Raw genomic sequence first — 17,910 nt, forward strand, 5'->3', positions numbered from 1 at the left:
TAAAGGACACACTATGATCTATCCTGATGAAACAATGCTTTACGCACCGGTTGAATGGCACGACTGCTCCGAAGGTTACACGGACATTCGTTATGAAAAATCCACCGATGGTATTGCAAAAATCACCATTAACCGTCCACAGGTGCGCAACGCATTCCGTCCTTTGACCGTCAAAGAGATGATCCAGGCGCTGGCGGATGCCCGGTATGACGACAACGTGGGCGTCATTATTCTGACCGGCGAAGGCGAGAAAGCCTTCTGTGCGGGCGGCGACCAGAAGGTACGCGGCGACTACGGCGGATACCAGGATGATTCCGGTGTGCATCACCTGAACGTACTGGATTTCCAGCGCCAAATCCGTACCTGCCCGAAACCGGTTGTGGCGATGGTCGCAGGGTACTCTATCGGCGGCGGTCACGTACTGCACATGATGTGTGACCTGACCATCGCGGCGGAAAACGCCATCTTCGGCCAGACGGGCCCGAAAGTCGGCTCCTTCGACGGCGGCTGGGGCGCTTCCTATATGGCGCGTATCGTCGGGCAGAAAAAAGCGCGTGAAATCTGGTTCCTGTGCCGTCAGTATGACGCTAAACAGGCGCTGGATATGGGGCTGGTCAACACCGTCGTACCGCTGGACTCCCTCGAAAAAGAGACCGTGCGCTGGTGCCGCGAAATGTTGCAGAACAGCCCGATGGCGCTGCGCTGCCTGAAAGCGGCGCTGAACGCCGACTGCGACGGTCAGGCGGGTCTACAGGAGCTGGCGGGCAACGCCACGATGCTGTTCTACATGACGGAAGAAGGTCAGGAAGGCCGTAACGCTTTCAACCAGAAACGTCAGCCTGATTTCAGCAAATTCAAACGGAATCCGTAATGCGTAGCGCGCAGGTGTACCGCTGGCAGATCCCCATGGACGCGGGGGTGGTTCTGCGCGACAGGCGGTTAAAAACTCGCGACGGGCTGTATGTCCGTCTGTGCGACGGCGAGCGCGAAGGGTGGGGGGAGATCTCCCCGCTTCCGGGTTTCAGCCAGGAAACCCTGGAAGAGGCGCAGGCCGCGCTGCTGGACTGGGTTAACGGCTGGCTGCAAGGCCAGTCAACGTTGCCTGAAGTGCCCTCCGTGGCGTTTGGCGTTAGCTGCGCGCTGGCGGAGGCGGCGGGGACGTTGCCAGAGGCGGCGGATTACCGCGTCGCGCCGCTGTGTACGGGCGATCCAGACGATCTGGTGCTACAACTGGCTGATATGCCTGGCGAGAAAGTCGCCAAGATCAAAGTCGGTCTGTACGAAGCGGTACGCGACGGAATGGTGGTCAACCTGCTGCTGGAGGCGGTTCCCGATCTGCATCTGCGTCTGGATGCCAATCGCGCCTGGACGCCGCTGAAAGCGCAGCAGTTCGCGAAATACGTCAACCCGGACTACCGTGCCCGCATCGCCTTCCTCGAAGAACCGTGTAAAACCCGCGACGACTCCCGCGCTTTTGCGCGTGAAACCGGGATTGCGATTGCCTGGGATGAAAGTCTGCGTGAAGACGATTTTGTCTTTGCGGCGGAAGCGGGCGTCAGCGCGGTGGTCATCAAACCGACGCTCACCGGAAGCCTGGAAAAGGTTCGCGAGCAGGTACAGGCCGCGCATACGCTGGGACTGACGGCGGTGATCAGCTCTTCCATCGAGTCGAGCCTCGGCTTAACGCAACTGGCGCGTATTGCCGCGTGGCTGACGCCGCAGACTATTCCGGGTCTGGATACGCTAAGCCTGATGCAAACCCAGCAGGTGCGCCGCTGGCCGGGCAGCGCTTTGCCGTGTGTTAGCGACGATGCGCTGGAACGGCTGCTATGAGCCTCCGGGAAATGCCCGATAGCGCAAGCGTATCGGGCCTCCAGCCGTCATCTTTTAATGACTGGCCGTGGCGTCACTGGCGGCAGATGCGGGGAGATGCGCCTGCCTTACGCCTTAATGATGAAGTGCTAAGCTGGCGCACACTCTGTACCCGTATTGACGCGCTGGCGAGCGGTTTTGCCGCTCAGGGTGTCTCTGAAGGCTGCGGCGTGATGCTGCGCGCCTGGAATCACCCGCAAACGCTGCTGGCCTGGCTGGCTTTACTGCAATGCGGGGCAAGAATCCTGCCGGTTAACCCGCAGCTTCCGCAACCGCTGCTCGACGCGCTGCTGCCGGACTTAACGCTCCGGTTTGCTTTGCTGCTGGAGGGGGAGAATACCTTCCCGGCGTTACAACCGCTGCAAATGCAGCAAGAGGCAGGCGAACACGCCGCAGACTGGCAGCCGACGCGGCTGAGTTCAATGACGCTGACCTCTGGCTCAACCGGATTACCCAAGGCCGCAGTGCATACCTGCCAGGCGCATCTGGCCAGCGCGGAAGGGGTGCTGTCCCTGATGCCGTTTGCCAATGGGGATGACTGGCTATTATCGCTGCCGCTGTTTCACGTTTCCGGCCAGGGCATTATGTGGCGCTGGTTGTTTGCGGGCGCCCGAATGACCGTGCGTGAGAAGCAGCCGCTGGAAGCGATGCTGCAAGGGTGTACGCATGCGTCTCTGGTTCCCACTCAGCTGTGGCGGCTGCTGGAGAATCCGGCATCGGTAACGTTGAAAGCGGTACTGCTGGGCGGCGCGGCTATCCCGGTTGAACTGACGGAGCAGGCTCGCGCGCAGGGTATTCGCTGCTGGTGCGGTTATGGCCTGACGGAATTTGCCTCGACGGTGTGCGCGAAAGAGGCCGACGGCCTGGGCGATGTCGGCGCGGCGTTACCGGGGCGGGAAGTCCGAATCGTGAATGGTGAAGTCTGGCTACGCGCCGCCAGCATGGCAGAAGGCTACTGGCGCGACGGTAAGCTGATCCCATTGGTGAATGGTGAAGGCTGGTTTGCTACCCGCGATCGCGGCGAACTGAACGACGGTAAGCTGACGATTGCCGGTCGGCTGGATAATCTGTTCTTCAGCGGCGGGGAAGGCATTCAGCCGGAAGAGGTGGAACGCGTTATCTCGGCGCATCCACATGTTCTACAGGCGTTCGTGGTGCCGGTAGAGGACAGGGAGTTCGGCCATCGTCCGGTGGCGGTGGTGGAATATGACGCGCAGGCCGGGAACGTCGATCTCGCGGAATGGGTGAAAGACAAGCTGGCGCGTTTTCAGCAGCCGGTACGCTGGTTGACGTTGCCATCAGCGCTGAAAAACGGCGGGATCAAAGTTTCGCGCCGGGCATTGCAGGAGTGGGTGCGCGCTAACCGTCCGTAATGTAAGCAACACGGGAGCCGCAGCTCCCGTGGAAACGGTTATTTCGCTTCTTTTAACGCCCGCAGGGCAGCGGCGACGCCCGCGCCATAGTCAGGATGAACTTCGCTAAACAAGCCAATCTGACGCTGCTGAATAAATTCCGGCACATCTTTCATGTCGCCGGCGATGCGCGCGAACATACGCTGATGTTCTTCATCACTCAGCAACTCATACAGCTTACGCGGCTGGCTGAAGTAGTCCGTATCTTCCCGGTGATCCCAGTGTGCGGCAGCGCCTTCGACAGAGAGCGGCGGTTCGCTGAAATCAGGCTGTTCCTGGAAGACGCCAAAGCTGTTTGGCTCATAGGTTGGGCCGTTGCCGCTGTTGCCGTCCACCCGCATCGCGCCGTCACGATGGTAGTTATGGAACGGGCAGCGCGGGGCGTTGACCGGGATCTGCTGATGGTTAACGCCCAGACGATAGCGGTGCGCATCGCCATAGGAGAAGAGACGCCCCTGCAACATACGGTCAGGGGAGAAGCTAATCCCCGGCACGACGTTCGCCGGGTTCATCGCCACCTGTTCCACTTCGGAGAAATAGTTTTCCGGGTTGCGGTTCAGTTCCAGCACGCCGACTTCAATCAGCGGGTAATCGCCGTGCGGCCATACTTTGGTCAGATCAAACGGGTTGTACGGCACCTGCGAGGCTTCGGCTTCCGGCATGATCTGCACGTAGAATTTCCAGCGGGGGAAGTTGCCCTGTTCAATGGCGTTGTACAGGTCGCGCTGAGAACTTTCGCGATCGTCCGCCACCAGGCGTTTCGCTTCGTCATCCATCAGGTTGGAGATGCCCTGCTGCGATTTCAGGTGGAATTTCACCCAGAAACGTTCGTTGTCGCTGTTGATAAAGCTGAATGTGTGGCTACCGAAACCGTGCATCGTACGGTAAGAGAAAGGCAAACCCCGGTCGCTAAAGTCGATAGTCAACTGGTGCAGCGATTCCGGCAGATGGGAGAAAAAGTCCCATTTGTAGGTCGGATTGCGCAAGTTGGTGCGTGGGTCGCGCTTCACGACATGGTTCAGATCCGGGAATTTCAGCGGATCGCGCAGATAGAAAACGGGCGTGTTGTTACCCACCAGATCCCAGTTGCCCTCTTCAGTGTAAAACTTGATCGCAAACCCGCGAATATCGCGCTCGGCATCCGCCGCGCCGCGCTCTCCCGCCACGGTGGAAAAACGCAGGAACAGGTCCGTTTTTTTACCGGGCTCCGAAAAGATTTTTGCGCGAGTGTAACGTGAAATATCGTGCGTGACGGTGAAGGTGCCGTACGCGCCTGAGCCTTTGGCATGCATACGGCGCTCAGGGATCACTTCACGATCGAAGTGGGCCAGTTTTTCCAGGAACCAGATGTCCTGTAGCAGCATGGGGCCGCGCGGGCCTGCGGTTGCAACGTTGTTATTATGGGCGACAGGCACGCCTGCTGCGGTGGTGAGTCCTTTTTTGCTCATCTTTATCTCCCGACGATCGTTAGAAAAAATGTTTAATTTCCGTTTAATTTCGGAAACTAATGTAGAAAATATTTGTGAATGAAATATTGATCTCGGGCAATGACTGCTGCGCTAAACGCCTCTTCTTGTAACGTTTAATAAACCTGAAAGGTAGTGTTTAGTTACAATATGTTATTAGATCGCTTTTTTAGCTCATTGATTCTGTTGCGCCTGGCAGTACAATCCTGCGGTTTTGGGGTCTTTTGTTTATTTCTTTGCTGGAAAGGGTAAAAATGAAAAAAAGCATTTTATTAGGCGTTGCCGGACTGTTGTTCGCTTCTGCATCGGCGAATGCGATGAGCATTAGCGGCCAGGCGGGTAAAGATTACACCAACGTTGGCGTAGGTTTCGGTACTGAATCCACCGGGCTGGCGTTGAGCGGCAACTGGATGCATAACGACGACGATGGCGACGCTGCCGGCGTGGGGCTCGGCCTGAATATTCCGCTTGGGCCGTTGCTGGCAACGGTTGGTGGGAAAGGCGTTTATACCAATCCGAACGACGGCGATGAAGGCTATGCGGCGGCGGTAGGCGGCGGGTTACAGTGGAAAATCGGCGACAGCTTCCGTCTGTTTGGCGAGTATTACTACTCTCCAGATTCACTGTCCAGCGGCATCGACAGCTATGAAGAAGCCAATGCCGGAGCGCGCTTTACCATTATGCGCCCGCTGAGCATTGAAGCGGGCTATCGCTATCTGAACCTGGCGGGTAAAGACGGCAACCGTGACAACGCGATTGCCGATGGCCCGTACGTCGGCGTTAACGCCAGCTTCTGATTTTCGGGCGCGGCGTCCGTCGCGCCGTTTCCTGTATGCTATCGCCCTCTTTCCCGGTTTGTTTCCTCTGAGTTTCTTACTCCGCCCCAGCGGGCTTTGCGTTATAGTGTTTTCATCATAGAAGCAGGAGAACACGATGTTAAACGTGGAGATGTTATCCACCGGGGATGAAGTGTTGCACGGGCAAATCGTCGACACGAATGCCGCCTGGCTGGCCGATTTTTTCTTTAATCAGGGGTTGCCGTTATCACGCCGAAATACGGTGGGAGATAATCTGGATGCGCTGGTCGCCATTTTACGCGAACGTAGCGAACATGCTGACGTGCTGATTGTGAATGGCGGCCTGGGGCCGACCAGCGATGATTTAAGCGCGCTGGCCGCCGCCACGGCGAAAGGTGAAGGTCTGGTGCTTCATGACGCGTGGCTGGCTGAGATGGAGCGTTTTTTCCATGAGCGCGGACGGGTTATGGCGCCGAGTAACCGTAAGCAGGCAGAACTGCCCGCCAGCGCCGAGTTTATTAATAACCCGGTTGGCACCGCCTGTGGGTTTGCGGTGAAGCTAAATCGCTGCCTGATGTTCTTTACCCCGGGCGTCCCGTCTGAATTTAAGGTGATGGTCGAGCATGAAATTATGCCGCGTCTGCGTGCGCGTTTTGCGCTTCCTGAACCGCCGGTTTGTCTGCGACTCACCACGTTTGGTCGTTCGGAAAGCGATCTGGCGCAGAGCCTCGATTCGCTGCCGCTACCGGCGGGCGTGACGATGGGATATCGCTCTTCAATGCCGATTATTGAACTGAAACTCACCGGCCCGGATGCGCAGCGTGACGCGATGCTGGCGCTATGGCCGGAGGTGAAGCGGGTGGCAGGGCAGAACCTGATTTTTGAAGGGACGGAAGGACTGCCTGCGCAAATCGCCCGTTGTTTGCAGACGCGCCAGCTCAGCCTGACACTCAGCGAACAGTTCACCAGCGGGCTGCTGGCTTTGCAGCTTTCCCGTGCGAATGCGCCGATTCTTGCCAGCGAAGTGGTGCCTTCCCAGGAAGAGACGCTGGCTCAGACCGCGCACTGGACGACAGAGCGACGGAGCAACCACTACGCCGGACTGGCGCTGGCGGTATCCGGGCTGGAAAACGACCACCTTAATTTCGCGCTGGCGACGCCGGATGGGACATTTGCTCTGCGCGTGCATTTCAGCGCCAGCCGCTACAGTCTGGCGGTGCGGCAGGAAGTTTGCGCCATGATGGCGCTGAATATGGTGCGTCGGTGGTTAAACGGTCAGGATATTGCCAGTGAACATGGCTGGATTGAGGTGGTGGAGTCGTTAACCCTGTAGCCTGAACGTCTGCGTATTTTGGTGCCTGATGGCGCTGCGCTTATCGGGCCTGCCGTGGTTTGCAGGCCCGATAAGACGTTAACGCGCTTAACCTAATGCCTGGGCAAGCAGAGTAATCGGATGTTCGCAGCGTTTGCTTGTCGACATCTCAATTTGCCACTTACAGGTTTCACAGTCGGTCACCACAATATCCGCGCCGCTCTCTTCAATCTGGCGGAACAGCGGGGCGCCGATGGATTGCGAGGTGGGGTAGTTTTCCTTTTTAAAACCGTAGGTTCCGGCAATCCCACAGCACTGGGAGTCCAGCACGGTCAGTTCCAGACCTGGGATCTGGCGCAGCAACTCCAGCGTATAGAGCGTCCAGCCCATCTTCTCCATATGACACGGCGTATGGTAAACCACCTTCAGCGGTAATTTTTTCAGCGACAGCGTCTGGCCTGCATCGATCTTACGCCACAGCCAGCGGGTCGCGAGTTCGATATGCTCACGCAGCCCGCTGTTATCCACGTCCAGCACTTCCGGGTATTCATCACGCAGGGCAAAGGTGCAGGTTGATGAGGTTGCGATAACCGGAATGCCTTTTACGCCAATCGCTTCTCTGAGCGACGCCACATTGCTCACCGCCTGCTTGCGCGCTTTATCGGTAAAACCGTTGGCGATCAGCGGCACGCCGCAACACTTCTCTTTACTTAACAACTGCACGCCGGTGCCCATTGCATTCAGGACGTTAATTAAATCCTTACCGAGCTGCGGATGGTTGTAATTGACGAAGCAGCCGTGGAAGAAGGCGACCTGATCTTTGTACTGCGCCTGCTGTGCCGCAACGCTGCGATACCAGCGGCGGAAGGTGCCGAAGGAGTATTTCGGCAGCGTACGGCGATGGTCGATCTTCAACGCATAGTCGAGCAACTGACGAACCGGTTTCAGCGACGTCGCGGTATTGACGACCGGGGCGAACGGCGTAGAGACGCTGCCCATTAAATCGGTGTGGCTTAAGATAAAGTTGCGCAGCGACGGGCGCGAAGTGTCATATCTGGCGCGCGCACGCTGGATGATATCGCCAATTTTAACGTCTGACGGGCAGGCCACTTCGCAGCGTTTGCAGTTAATGCAGTATTTCAGCGCATCGTCGTACAGCGCGCCGTCTTTCAGGCGCAGGCGCTCGCCGTCCGGCCCTGCCTGTTTGGGGCCTGGGTAGCCAGGATTCACCCGGCTGACCGGGCAGGCGGTGGTGCACACCGTGCATTTGATACAACTCTCGAAACTCGTATCGTTCATTGCTGACCTCCTGCACGTTCTGCAATGTGACGTGCGGCGTGTAAGGCGCTGACTGCACATACGCCGCCTCCGCATCCCTGGGCTATCGGATCGAATCCGCCGAGCACCGAGCCGATGGCAAACAGATTTTCTACGGTCTGCCCCGCCAGTGAGGGGCGCAGCGCATCATCGGTCGTGATGCCAAACTGCTGCCAGGGTTGCGCATCAAAGAAATCACGCTGATACCATTCGGCGCGGGTGGCCGTTTGCTGAACGTCCAGTCCCATAATGGGTTCGCGAATACCGTCGCGTTCGGCGACCAGGCCGCTGCTGAAGAAGCTGCCGCTGGCGAGTACCGCAAAGCGCGGGCGCAGAGGAATGTCGGCATGGTTGCGGGTCCAGACTTCGCTCACGACGCCGTTACGGCAGGTCACTTTTTTCACCTCGTCGCCCGGCATCCAGATCCCGCCCTGACGAACAAACTGGCGCTGCAAGCGATTGTGCAGGCGAATACCCGGCACGGAAGGCGGCAGCGTCGGCAGCAAATTCAGCGAGCAGGGCAGGCGTTCATTGAGCCAGCGCCAGAGGCTGTCATCCGCCAGGCCGAAACAGGCGGGCATGATGATCATGTCGCAGGTTTTTGCTATCGGTAAGAGCGCGTCGTGGAGCAACGGCCATTTTTCTTCGTTATCGAGCAAACGCGCAATATTCACCGCACGAAACTCCGTCGGGTTATCGCGTAATACGTCCAGTTCAGGCAGGTCGATCTCTGCCGTCTCTACCGTGAGATGGTGCTGACGCAGCGACGCCGCCGCGAGGTGCGCCTGAAAGTCCAGTAAACCGCTGATGCCGACGACGCAAATGCGTTGCGCGGCCAGCGGCCAGACGGGCACTTCTGGCGAGCTTAGCCAGGTGGCGCGCAATGTTCCCAACGGCGTGACGCGCAGATGCGACTGTTGTACATCGCCCTGTAAATGCGCGCCAGACGCTTCCAGCAACGCTTGCGCCTGCTGCGCCAGTTCCAGAACGGTTGACGCGCCAATTGTGGTGTAAGGGTGCGTCGGCGCTTGTTCGCGTAACGCATTCAGACCTTCAGTGATATTTGTGACGGGCTGACCGTCCGGCAGGGTGCTGAGTAGATCCAGCGAGCCGGAGGAGAAGTGCAGCGCGCTTTGGCCGCGAGTGACGATCGCACAGCGCAAACCGTGTTTTTGCAATTCCAGGCCACACAGTAATCCGGCGAGACCGCCACCCATAATGACCGTATCAAATTTCATCCTGGTGCTCCTTCTCCAGACCGCACAATCCCTGATAAACCCAGCGCGTGAACTCGCTTTCGCGCAGCGCGTCTCCCCAGGCGACAGGCTGTACGCCTTTCCAGCGTTCATTGAGGAACGCAGAAAGCTGAGTGATGGACTGAGCGGCGGTAGTGATATTAAAACGTTGCAGCAGCCCGGCGGCGCGGCAGGCGCACAGTTCTCCCTGACATGTGCCCATGCCTACGCGGGTACGGCGGCGCAGATCCAGCAGGCTGTTGACGGTTAAATTTTCGACGGCGTACTGCACTTCGCCTGCGGTGACCGCTTCGCATTCACAGACCAGGCTGCGGTGCTGGCGACCTTCGCTGAGCCAGGCCGGAGTACGATCGCCGTGACGATAGACGGCGGAACCGCGTAGCGGGGCGGGCAGCGAGATCACGCGTTTAAGCGTGTTTTCCGTGGGTTCCTGCGAGCCGGGAAGGGCGGTTTGCGCGGTGACGCAGGGGCGAGTGTTGCCCAGTTTTCGGCATACCGCGTCGGTTGCCCATTCCGCCATCAGGCGGTAGGTCATCAGCTTACCGCCCGTAATGGTGATAAACCCGTCCAGCCCGTCGCGTGCAGCATGGTCAAACAGCACAATGCCGCGGCTGACATTACGACCGCTCGGATCGTCATCGCTGGCGACCAGCGGACGCACGCCCGAGTAGGCGCGCAAAATACGCGTTTTCGCCATCACCGGCGCCAGTTTTTCCCCTTCACGCAGCAGAATATCAACCTCTTCCGCAGTGACGCGGTTGCTGTCGATCTCGTTGTAATCAATGTGGGTCGACGTGGTGCCGATGAGCGAGATGGTATCGCCGGGCACCAGAATATCGGCGTCGGACGGCTTGCGGCAGCGGTTAATCACATGCTGGTTAATGCGATGATCCATAATCAGCAGCGACCCTTTCGCCGGGAACATGCGGATGCTCAGATCGGCGTATTCCGCAATGCGCTGACCCCAGATGCCTGCGGCATTCACCACGACCGGCGCATGCAGCGATTGGCTTTCCCCTGTGAGATGGTTATGCACGTTCACGCCGCAAATGGTCGCGCCTTCGCGAATAAGTCCGGTGACTTCATGCGCCGTTAAAATGATTGCGCCATGTTCTCTGGCATCCAGCATATTCGCGGCGGTCAGCCGGAAGGGATCGACAGTGCCGTCAGGCACTTTCACCGCGCCAATCAGCTGCGGATTGACGGCCGGTTCGATCAGCCGCGCCTGTTGCGGATCAATCGCTTCGGCGCGAATACCCGCCTCTTCGCAGGCGCGAATAAAGGTGGCCTGGAAGGATAATTCGTCTTCCGGCAAGGTAATGAACAGACCGTCCGTTGGCTCAATGCAGTGGCGGGCGATCCGTTTCAGAATCTGGTTTTCGCTGATGCATTCGCGGGCAGATTCCGCGTCGGTAACGGCATAGCGGGCGCCGCTATGCAGCAGGCCGTGGTTACGGCCGGTTGCGCCGGTCGCGATATCGTGGCGCTCAACTAAGATAACGCGCAATCCGCGTAGCGCACAGTCTCGGGCGATCCCTGCGCCTGTGGCTCCCCCACCAATGATAATCACGTCACTTGTTTGCGAGTCGCGAGTTTTCATGGTTATCCCTCACAGTTCGTTTTTTATCATTTAGCCACATAAAAAGCATGGTTTGTTTGATTTCGCGCATAATCGCTCATGATTCGAAAATGAAACGTGATTTCGTGCGCTTTTCTGAACATTTGTCATAAATGTGTAACAATCTGTGCTGTAATTCACATTAACGACAGGTATCTTTACTTAACATCGCGCCCACACTGGGAGCAGCGAGGTTGGTTAGTTAAACGAACTGCGGTGTTTACCTCTAATAAGACACGGCCACGGAGGCTACATATGTTAAGTATTTTTAAACCTGCGCAACATAAAACGCGCTTGCCAGCAGCGGAGATTGATCCGGCATATCGTCGGCTGCGCTGGCAGATTTTCCTGGGGATTTTCTTTGGTTATGCCGCTTACTATCTGGTGCGTAAGAACTTTGCGCTGGCGATGCCTTACCTGGTAGAGCAGGGATTCTCGCGCGGCGATCTGGGTTTTGCGCTGTCCGGGATCTCCATCGCCTATGGTTTTTCGAAATTTATCATGGGGTCGGTCTCTGACCGCTCGAATCCGCGCGTTTTCCTGCCCGCAGGGTTGATTCTGGCGGCGGCCGTGATGTTGTTTATGGGCTTTGTGCCGTGGGCCACGTCCAGCATTGCCGTGATGTTCGTGCTGCTGTTCCTCTGCGGCTGGTTCCAGGGAATGGGGTGGCCGCCGTGCGGTCGTACAATGGTGCACTGGTGGTCACAGAAAGAACGTGGCGGTATCGTCTCCGTCTGGAACTGCGCGCATAACGTTGGCGGCGGTATTCCTCCGCTGCTGTTCCTGCTGGGGATGGCCTGGTTTAATGACTGGAAAGCCGCGCTCTACATGCCGGCGTTTGGTGCGATCCTGGTGGCGATTTTCGCTTTCGCGCTGATGCGCGATACGCCGCAGTCCTGCGGTCTGCCGCCGATTGAAGAGTACAAAAACGACTACCCGGATGATTACAACGAAAAAGCGGAAGAAGAGCTGACTGCAAAACAGATCTTTATGCAGTACGTGCTGCCGAACAAACTGTTGTGGTACATCGCGATTGCTAACGTGTTCGTTTACCTGCTGCGTTACGGCATCCTCGACTGGTCGCCGACCTACCTGAGAGAAGTGAAACACTTTGCGCTGGATAAATCGTCCTGGGCGTATTTCTTGTACGAATATGCCGGTATCCCGGGTACGCTGCTGTGCGGCTGGATGTCGGATAAAGTGTTCCGTGGCAACCGTGGCGCAACGGGCGTGTTCTTTATGACGCTGGTGACCATTGCCACAGTTGTTTACTGGCTGAACCCTCCAGGAAATCCGACCGTGGATATGGCCTGTATGATCGTTATCGGCTTCCTGATTTATGGCCCGGTCATGCTGATTGGCCTGCACGCGCTGGAACTGGCGCCGAAAAAAGCGGCAGGTACGGCGGCGGGCTTCACCGGCCTGTTTGGTTATCTCGGCGGTTCCGTCGCGGCGAGCGCCATTGTTGGCTATACCGTTGACTTCTTCGGCTGGGACGGCGGCTTCATGGTGATGATCGGCGGCAGCGTTCTGGCGGTTATCCTGCTGATTATCGTGATGATTGGTGAAAAACGCCACCATGAAGAGCTGATGTTGAAACGCAACGGAGCTTAAGTGAATGAAGACGACACTGAAAAATCTCAGCGTGGCATTGATGCTGGCGGGTATGGTCGTGAGCAGCGCGGCAATCGCTGCGGATAAAATCGTGATTGCGCACCGTGGCGCCAGCGGCTATCTGCCGGAGCACACACTGCCAGCGAAAGCGATGGCGTATGCGCAGGGCGCCGATTATCTGGAGCAGGATTTAGTGATGACGAAGGACGACCATCTGGTCGTCCTGCATGACCACTACCTTGATCGGGTTACCGACGTTGCCGAACGTTTTCCGAATCGCGCCCGCAAGGACGGGCGTTACTACGCCATTGATTTCACACTGGATGAAATTAAATCCCTGAAGTTCACCGAAGGTTTTGATATTGAGAACGGCAAGAAAGTACAGACTTACCCTGGCCGTTTCCCGATGGGAAAATCAGATTTCCGCGTGCATACCTTTGAGGAAGAGATTGAGTTTGTTCAGGGGCTGAATCATTCGACCGGAAAAAATATCGGTATTTATCCAGAAATCAAAGCGCCGTGGTTCCATCATCAGGAAGGGAAGGATATTGCGGCTAAGACGCTGGATGTGCTGAAAAAGTATGGTTATACCGGTAAAAAAGATAACGTTTATTTGCAGTGTTTCGATGCCGCGGAGCTGAAGCGCATTAAGAATGAGCTGGAACCGAAGAGAGGGATGGATCTCAATCTGGTGCAGTTGATTGCGTATACCGACTGGAATGAAACTCAGCAAAAACAGCCGGACGGCAGTTGGGTTAACTATAACTACGACTGGATGTTCAAGCCTGGCGCGATGAAAGAAATCGCCAGCTATGCTGACGGGATCGGCCCGGACTACCATATGCTGATTGATGAAAAATCGAAGGTCGGGCATATCACGCTGACCGGCATGGTGAAAGAGGCGCAGCAGAACAAGATGGTGGTACACCCTTACACCGTACGCGCCGATCAGCTTCCTGACTACGCCACGGATGTTAATCAGCTTTATGACATCCTGTACAACAAGGCGGGTGTGGATGGATTGTTCACCGATTTCCCGGATAAAGCGGTGGTGTTTTTGAAGGATAAGCACTAAAAAGCCGGGTGGCGGCTTCGCCTTACCCGGCCTGTGAACTGCGGTTTTGTAGGTCGGGTAAGCGTAGCGCCATCCGACAAGGCTACATCTCTATCTCAATATCGCCTTTTGCCCTGCAACAGCAGGGCAAAATTTCCCCTTCGCTGATAAAAGCCAGCGGTTCGGTCAGCCAGTCAACCTGGCCTGCGACCAGACGGCAGCGGCAGGAGCCGCAATAGCCCGCACGACACTGATACTCCACTTCAACCTGATGCGCCTCAAGCGCCACCAGCAGAGAAGGGTGTTCTTCCCGACACAGCACTTCGGTGCCGGAAAGACGTAGCGTCACGCGTCCCATCAGAGCTGGAAATTACTCAGATCGTCGGTATCAACTTCCGAGTCAATCTGGCCGACCAGGTAAGAACTGACCTCCACTTCCTGCGGCGCCACCTGGACGTTATCGGAAACCAGCCAGGTGTTGATCCACGGGATCGGGTTGGAGCGCGTCTGGAACGGCAGCTCCAGGCCGACCGCCTGCATACGGATATTGGTGATGTACTCGACGTACTGGCACAGAATATCTTTGTTCAGGCCGATCATGGAACCGTCGCGGAACAGGTAATCCGCCCACTCTTTTTCTTGCTGCGCGGCCTGTACAAACAGGTCATAGCACGCCTGCTTGCTCTCTTCGGCGATTTCCGCCATTTCTGGATCGTCTATGCCGCTACGCAGCAGGTTCAGCATATGCTGCGTGCCGGTCAGGTGCAGCGCTTCGTCGCGGGCAATCAGACGGATGATTTTGGCGTTACCTTCCATCAGCTTACGTTCCGCGAAAGCGAAGGAGCAGGCGAAGCTGACGTAGAAACGAATCGCTTCCAGCGCGTTAACGCTCATCAGGCACAGGTAGAGCTGTTTTTTCAGCGCACGCAGGTTCACGGTGACGGTTTTGCCGTTCACGTTGTGCGTACCTTCCCCCAGCAGATGCCAGTAGCTGGTCATTTCAATCAGCTCATCGTAGTAGTGAGAAATGCCTTCCGCGCGCTTCTGAATTTGTTCGTTGGTGACGATGTCGTCAAATACCACCGCCGGATCGTTAACGATGTTGCGGATGATATGGGTATACGAGCGCGAATGGATCGTCTCAGAAAACGCCCAGGTTTCTACCCAGGTTTCCAGCTCCGGGATGGAGATCAGCGGCAGTAATGCCACGTTCGGGCTACGTCCCTGAATGGAGTCCAGCAGCGTCTGGTACTTCAGGTTGCTGATGAAAATATGCTTTTCGTGTTCCGGCAATGACTGGAAATCGATACGATCGCGTGAAACGTCAACTTCTTCCGGGCGCCAGAAGAAGGAGAGTTGTTTTTCGATCAGTTTTTCGAAGATGTCATATTTTTGCTGGTCGTAGCGTGCCACGTTGACCGGCTGGCCAAAGAACATCGGCTCTTTGAGTTGGTCGTTTTTCGTCTGTGAAAAAGTGGTGTATGCCATTGAAGTGAGTCCTGTTGAGATTGTATCGCCCGGCGGTACTTCGTTTGCCGGGCCTACAAAACCGTAGGCCGGGTAAGCGTAGCGCTACCCGGCAAAAATAACTTAGATCTTACATGCGCCGCTTTCGCAGCCATCGTCCTGAATAGACGGCACCAGATCGTCCTGCGCATCTTCCGCACCGTCACGGGTGTTGTGATAGTACAGGGTTTTCACGCCAAATTTATAGGCGGTGAGCAGATCTTTCAGCAATTGCTGCATCGGTACTTTACCAGACGGGAAGCGCGTCGGATCGTAGTTGGTGTTGGCTGAAATCGCCTGGTCGATGAATTTCTGCATGATACCGACCAGTTGCAGGTAGCCGTCGTTGCTCGGCATTTCCCACAGCAGCTCATAGCGGTCTTTCAGCCCTTCGTAATCCGGCACCACCTGGCGCAGTACGCCATCTTTCGACGCTTTGATGCTGACATGGCCGCGCGGCGGTTCAATACCGTTAGTGGCGTTGGAGATCTGCGAAGAGGTCTCAGACGGCATCAGGGCGGAAAGCGTGGAGTTACGCAGACCGTGCGTTTTGATGGACTCACGAAGCGCTTCCCAGTTGTAGTGCAGCGCTTCGTTGGCGATCGCATCCAGATCTTTTTTGTAGGTGTCGATCGGCAGAATGCCCTGAGCGTAAGTGGTTTCATTAAACCACGGGCATGCGCCTTGCTCTTTCGCCAGCTCGTTAGAGGCCTTCAGCAGATAGTACTGAATGGCTTCAAACGTTTTGTGCGTCAGGTTGTTCGCGCTGCCGTCAGAGTAACGCACGCCGTGTTTCGCCAGATAGTAAGCGTAATTAATCACGCCGATACCCAGCGTACGGCGGCCCATTGCGCCGCGTTTAGCCGCCGGAATAGGGTAATCCTGGTAATCCAGCAGCGCATCCAGCGCGCGTACCGCCAGCACCGCCAGCTCTTCCAGTTCTTCCAGGCTGTTAATTGCGCCCAGGTTGAAGGCGGAAAGCGTACACAGCGCGATTTCACCGTTTTCGTCGTTAACGTCCATCAGCGGTTTGGTCGGCAGGGCGATTTCCAGGCACAGGTTGGACTGGCGTACCGGCGCAACCTGCGCATCAAACGGGCTGTGGGTGTTGCAGTGATCCACGTTCTGAATGTAGATACGGCCAGTTGATGCGCGTTCCTGCATCATCAGCGAGAACAGATCCACGGCTTTCACGCGCTGCTTACGAATGCTGTCGTCTTTTTCGTATTTGGTGTACAGACGCTCGAACTCGTCCTGATCGGCGAAGAAAGCGTCGTACAGACCCGGAACGTCGGACGGGCTGAACAGGGTGATGTCTTCACCTTTCAGCAGGCGGGTGTACATCAGCTTGTTGATCTGTACGCCGTAGTCCATGTGACGCACGCGGTTGCCTTCCACGCCGCGGTTGTTCTTCAGTACCAGCAGGCTTTCCACTTCCAGATGCCACATCGGGTAGAACAGCGTCGCCGCACCGCCGCGCACGCCGCCCTGAGAGCAGGATTTCACCGCCGTCTGGAAGTGTTTGTAGAACGGAATACAGCCGGTGTGGAACGCTTCGCCGCCGCGAATCGGGCTACCCAGCGCGCGAATACGACCGGCGTTGATGCCGATACCGGCACGCTGAGAAACATATTTCACGATCGCGCTGGAGGTGGCGTTAATAGAGTCCAGGCTGTCGCCGCACTCGATCAGCACGCAGGAGCTGAACTGACGAGTCGGGGTGCGCACGCCGGACATGATTGGCGTCGGCAGAGAAATTTTGAATGTAGAAACCGCATCGTAGAAACGTTTCACGTAGTCGAGACGGGTTTCACGCGGATAGTTAGAGAACAGGCAAGCGGCAACCAGAATATAAAGGAACTGCGCGCTTTCATAAATCTCGCCGGTTACACGGTTCTGTACCAGATATTTACCTTCCAGCTGCTTAACGGCAGCGTAGGAGAAGGTCATATCACGGTCGTGTACGATGAACGAATCCATCTGCTTGAACTCTTCTTCCGTGTAGTCTTCCAGCAGATGATTGTCGTATTTACCCAGCTCAACCATTTTCACTACATGATCGTAAAGCGCTGGCGGTTCGAACTCGCCGTAAGCCTTTTTACGCAGGTGGAAAATCGCCAGGCGCGCGGCCAGGTACTGATAATCCGGCGCATCGCGGGAGATCAGGTCGGCAGCGGCCTTAATGATGGTCTCATGGATATCGGACGTCTTGATGCCGTCGTAGAACTGGATATGAGAACGCAGTTCAACCTGGGAGATGGATACGTTATTCAGTCCTTCTGCCGCCCAATCCAGAACTCGATGGATTTTGTCGAGATTGATGCGTTCAGTACGACCATCACGCTTTGTCACCAGCAGACTCTGATTCATGTGGGTTTTACCTGTCCGTGAAAGAAAAAATATCCCCCGTTTATCCACAATGCCACGTTGTGACTAAGTCTGTGGATAAATACTATATATAGGGGGTAACTGATAAATGAAACGCTATATGGTGAGTATTCTAGTAGGGATTCTTTTCAGTACAAGAGTTGATTTTGAGGTTAAATTGAGGTTGCAAAAGGGTGATAATCGCTAAGTGCGCGTCTTATAAGGCCTGGAGGGCATGTCAATAATTCATAAAAAAAAATGAAAATTTGATCGAGTGCTGATTTCTTCATCTAAGGCAGGAAAAGTTCTTATGATCTGG

At 56.3% G+C, this 17,910-nt stretch carries 14 protein-coding genes; 7 read left to right on the plus strand and 7 right to left on the minus strand.

Going from position 1 to position 17,910, the window contains the following annotated elements; genetic code table 11:
• Nucleotides 1-13: 13 nt before the first annotated feature.
• From menB to menE, 3 genes are read left to right on the plus strand one after another with little or no spacing between them, the layout of a single operon-like run.
• The gene (gene menB / locus OGV67_RS06040) at nt 14-871 is read left to right on the plus strand and encodes a 1,4-dihydroxy-2-naphthoyl-CoA synthase (protein ID WP_012131509.1); all 858 of its coding nucleotides are present in this window, start codon (nt 14-16) and stop codon (nt 869-871) included.
• On the plus strand, nt 871-1,833 hold the full coding sequence (gene menC, locus OGV67_RS06045; protein WP_110494006.1) for an o-succinylbenzoate synthase: 963 nt from the start codon (nt 871-873) through the stop codon (nt 1,831-1,833). Before menB ends, menC begins: the two co-directional genes overlap by 1 nt.
• A complete protein-coding gene (gene menE, locus OGV67_RS06050; RefSeq protein WP_115614661.1) occupies nt 1,830-3,245 on the plus strand; it encodes an o-succinylbenzoate--CoA ligase in 1,416 nt (471 codons plus the stop codon). The genes menC and menE overlap by 4 nt, the downstream gene beginning before the upstream one ends.
• Nucleotides 3,246-3,283: 38 nt before the next feature.
• Here the strand turns inward: menE and OGV67_RS06055 are convergent, their stop codons facing one another.
• On the minus strand, nt 3,284-4,732 hold the full coding sequence (locus OGV67_RS06055) for a catalase (protein WP_115614662.1): 1,449 nt from the start codon (nt 4,730-4,732) through the stop codon (nt 3,284-3,286).
• A 272-nt stretch (nt 4,733-5,004) separates the two neighbouring features.
• On the opposite strand from OGV67_RS06055, the gene OGV67_RS06060 reads away from it, so the two are divergent.
• A complete protein-coding gene (locus OGV67_RS06060) occupies nt 5,005-5,547 on the plus strand; it encodes a YfaZ family protein (protein ID WP_012131513.1) in 543 nt (180 codons plus the stop codon).
• A 136-nt stretch (nt 5,548-5,683) separates the two neighbouring features.
• Nucleotides 5,684-6,880, plus strand: coding sequence for a nicotinamide mononucleotide deamidase-related protein YfaY (locus OGV67_RS06065; protein ID WP_012131514.1), 1,197 nt, complete (start codon nt 5,684-5,686; stop codon nt 6,878-6,880).
• An 87-nt stretch (nt 6,881-6,967) separates the two neighbouring features.
• Here OGV67_RS06065 and glpC read toward each other — a convergent pair whose 3' ends face one another.
• Genes glpC through glpA form a run of 3 tightly spaced genes read right to left on the minus strand, consistent with a single transcriptional unit; the run spans nt 6,968 to nt 11,032 of the window.
• Entirely contained in the window at nt 6,968-8,158 is a 1,191-nt protein-coding gene (glpC, locus tag OGV67_RS06070) for an anaerobic glycerol-3-phosphate dehydrogenase subunit GlpC (RefSeq protein ID WP_115614663.1), read from the minus strand.
• Complete coding sequence (gene glpB / locus OGV67_RS06075; RefSeq protein WP_115614664.1) at nt 8,155-9,414, minus strand: glycerol-3-phosphate dehydrogenase subunit GlpB; 1,260 nt, start codon at nt 9,412-9,414, stop codon at nt 8,155-8,157. Before glpB ends, glpC begins: the two co-directional genes overlap by 4 nt.
• Entirely contained in the window at nt 9,404-11,032 is a 1,629-nt protein-coding gene (gene glpA / locus OGV67_RS06080) for an anaerobic glycerol-3-phosphate dehydrogenase subunit A (protein WP_115614665.1), read from the minus strand. Before glpA ends, glpB begins: the two co-directional genes overlap by 11 nt.
• Before the next feature lie 273 nt (nt 11,033-11,305).
• On the opposite strand from glpA, the gene glpT reads away from it, so the two are divergent.
• Together glpT and glpQ are read left to right on the plus strand one after the other, a co-directional pair.
• Nucleotides 11,306-12,664: a glycerol-3-phosphate transporter gene (glpT, locus tag OGV67_RS06085; protein WP_286465106.1), complete on the plus strand. Its 1,359-nt coding sequence runs from the start codon at nt 11,306-11,308 to the stop codon at nt 12,662-12,664.
• A gap of 4 nt (nt 12,665-12,668) precedes the next feature.
• Complete coding sequence (gene glpQ, locus OGV67_RS06090) at nt 12,669-13,739, plus strand: glycerophosphodiester phosphodiesterase (protein WP_012131519.1); 1,071 nt, start codon at nt 12,669-12,671, stop codon at nt 13,737-13,739.
• An 82-nt stretch (nt 13,740-13,821) separates the two neighbouring features.
• On the opposite strand, the gene yfaE is transcribed toward glpQ, so the two are convergent.
• The 3 genes from yfaE to nrdA form a co-directional block, all read right to left on the minus strand.
• Nucleotides 13,822-14,076, minus strand: coding sequence for a class I ribonucleotide reductase maintenance protein YfaE (gene yfaE, locus OGV67_RS06095; protein WP_012131520.1), 255 nt, complete (start codon nt 14,074-14,076; stop codon nt 13,822-13,824).
• A complete protein-coding gene (nrdB, locus tag OGV67_RS06100; RefSeq protein WP_012131521.1) occupies nt 14,076-15,206 on the minus strand; it encodes a class Ia ribonucleoside-diphosphate reductase subunit beta in 1,131 nt (376 codons plus the stop codon). The genes yfaE and nrdB overlap by 1 nt, the downstream gene beginning before the upstream one ends.
• 102 nt (nt 15,207-15,308) lie before the next feature.
• On the minus strand, nt 15,309-17,594 hold the full coding sequence (nrdA, locus tag OGV67_RS06105) for a class 1a ribonucleoside-diphosphate reductase subunit alpha (RefSeq protein WP_058667741.1): 2,286 nt from the start codon (nt 17,592-17,594) through the stop codon (nt 15,309-15,311).
• Nucleotides 17,595-17,910: the final 316 nt, after the last annotated feature.

Origin of the sequence: Citrobacter sp. CK188 (assembly GCF_030333525.1) — a bacterium.
GTDB lineage: Bacteria > Pseudomonadota > Gammaproteobacteria > Enterobacterales > Enterobacteriaceae > Citrobacter_B > Citrobacter_B koseri.

What these genes read in the sequence shown, in the direction of transcription:
- menB (WP_012131509.1), top strand. Translation starts at nt 14, where the DNA reads ATGATCTATCCTGATGAAACAATGCTTTACGCACCGGTTGAATGGCAC.
- menC (WP_110494006.1), top strand. Translation starts at nt 871, where the DNA reads ATGCGTAGCGCGCAGGTGTACCGCTGGCAGATCCCCATGGACGCGGGG.
- menE (WP_115614661.1), top strand. Translation starts at nt 1,830, where the DNA reads ATGAGCCTCCGGGAAATGCCCGATAGCGCAAGCGTATCGGGCCTCCAG.
- OGV67_RS06055 (WP_115614662.1), bottom strand. Translation starts at nt 4,732, where the DNA reads ATGAGCAAAAAAGGACTCACCACCGCAGCAGGCGTGCCTGTCGCCCAT.
- OGV67_RS06060 (WP_012131513.1), top strand. Translation starts at nt 5,005, where the DNA reads ATGAAAAAAAGCATTTTATTAGGCGTTGCCGGACTGTTGTTCGCTTCT.
- OGV67_RS06065 (WP_012131514.1), top strand. Translation starts at nt 5,684, where the DNA reads ATGTTAAACGTGGAGATGTTATCCACCGGGGATGAAGTGTTGCACGGG.
- glpC (WP_115614663.1), bottom strand. Translation starts at nt 8,158, where the DNA reads ATGAACGATACGAGTTTCGAGAGTTGTATCAAATGCACGGTGTGCACC.
- glpB (WP_115614664.1), bottom strand. Translation starts at nt 9,414, where the DNA reads ATGAAATTTGATACGGTCATTATGGGTGGCGGTCTCGCCGGATTACTG.
- glpA (WP_115614665.1), bottom strand. Translation starts at nt 11,032, where the DNA reads ATGAAAACTCGCGACTCGCAAACAAGTGACGTGATTATCATTGGTGGG.
- glpT (WP_286465106.1), top strand. Translation starts at nt 11,306, where the DNA reads ATGTTAAGTATTTTTAAACCTGCGCAACATAAAACGCGCTTGCCAGCA.
- glpQ (WP_012131519.1), top strand. Translation starts at nt 12,669, where the DNA reads ATGAAGACGACACTGAAAAATCTCAGCGTGGCATTGATGCTGGCGGGT.
- yfaE (WP_012131520.1), bottom strand. Translation starts at nt 14,076, where the DNA reads ATGGGACGCGTGACGCTACGTCTTTCCGGCACCGAAGTGCTGTGTCGG.
- nrdB (WP_012131521.1), bottom strand. Translation starts at nt 15,206, where the DNA reads ATGGCATACACCACTTTTTCACAGACGAAAAACGACCAACTCAAAGAG.
- nrdA (WP_058667741.1), bottom strand. Translation starts at nt 17,594, where the DNA reads ATGAATCAGAGTCTGCTGGTGACAAAGCGTGATGGTCGTACTGAACGC.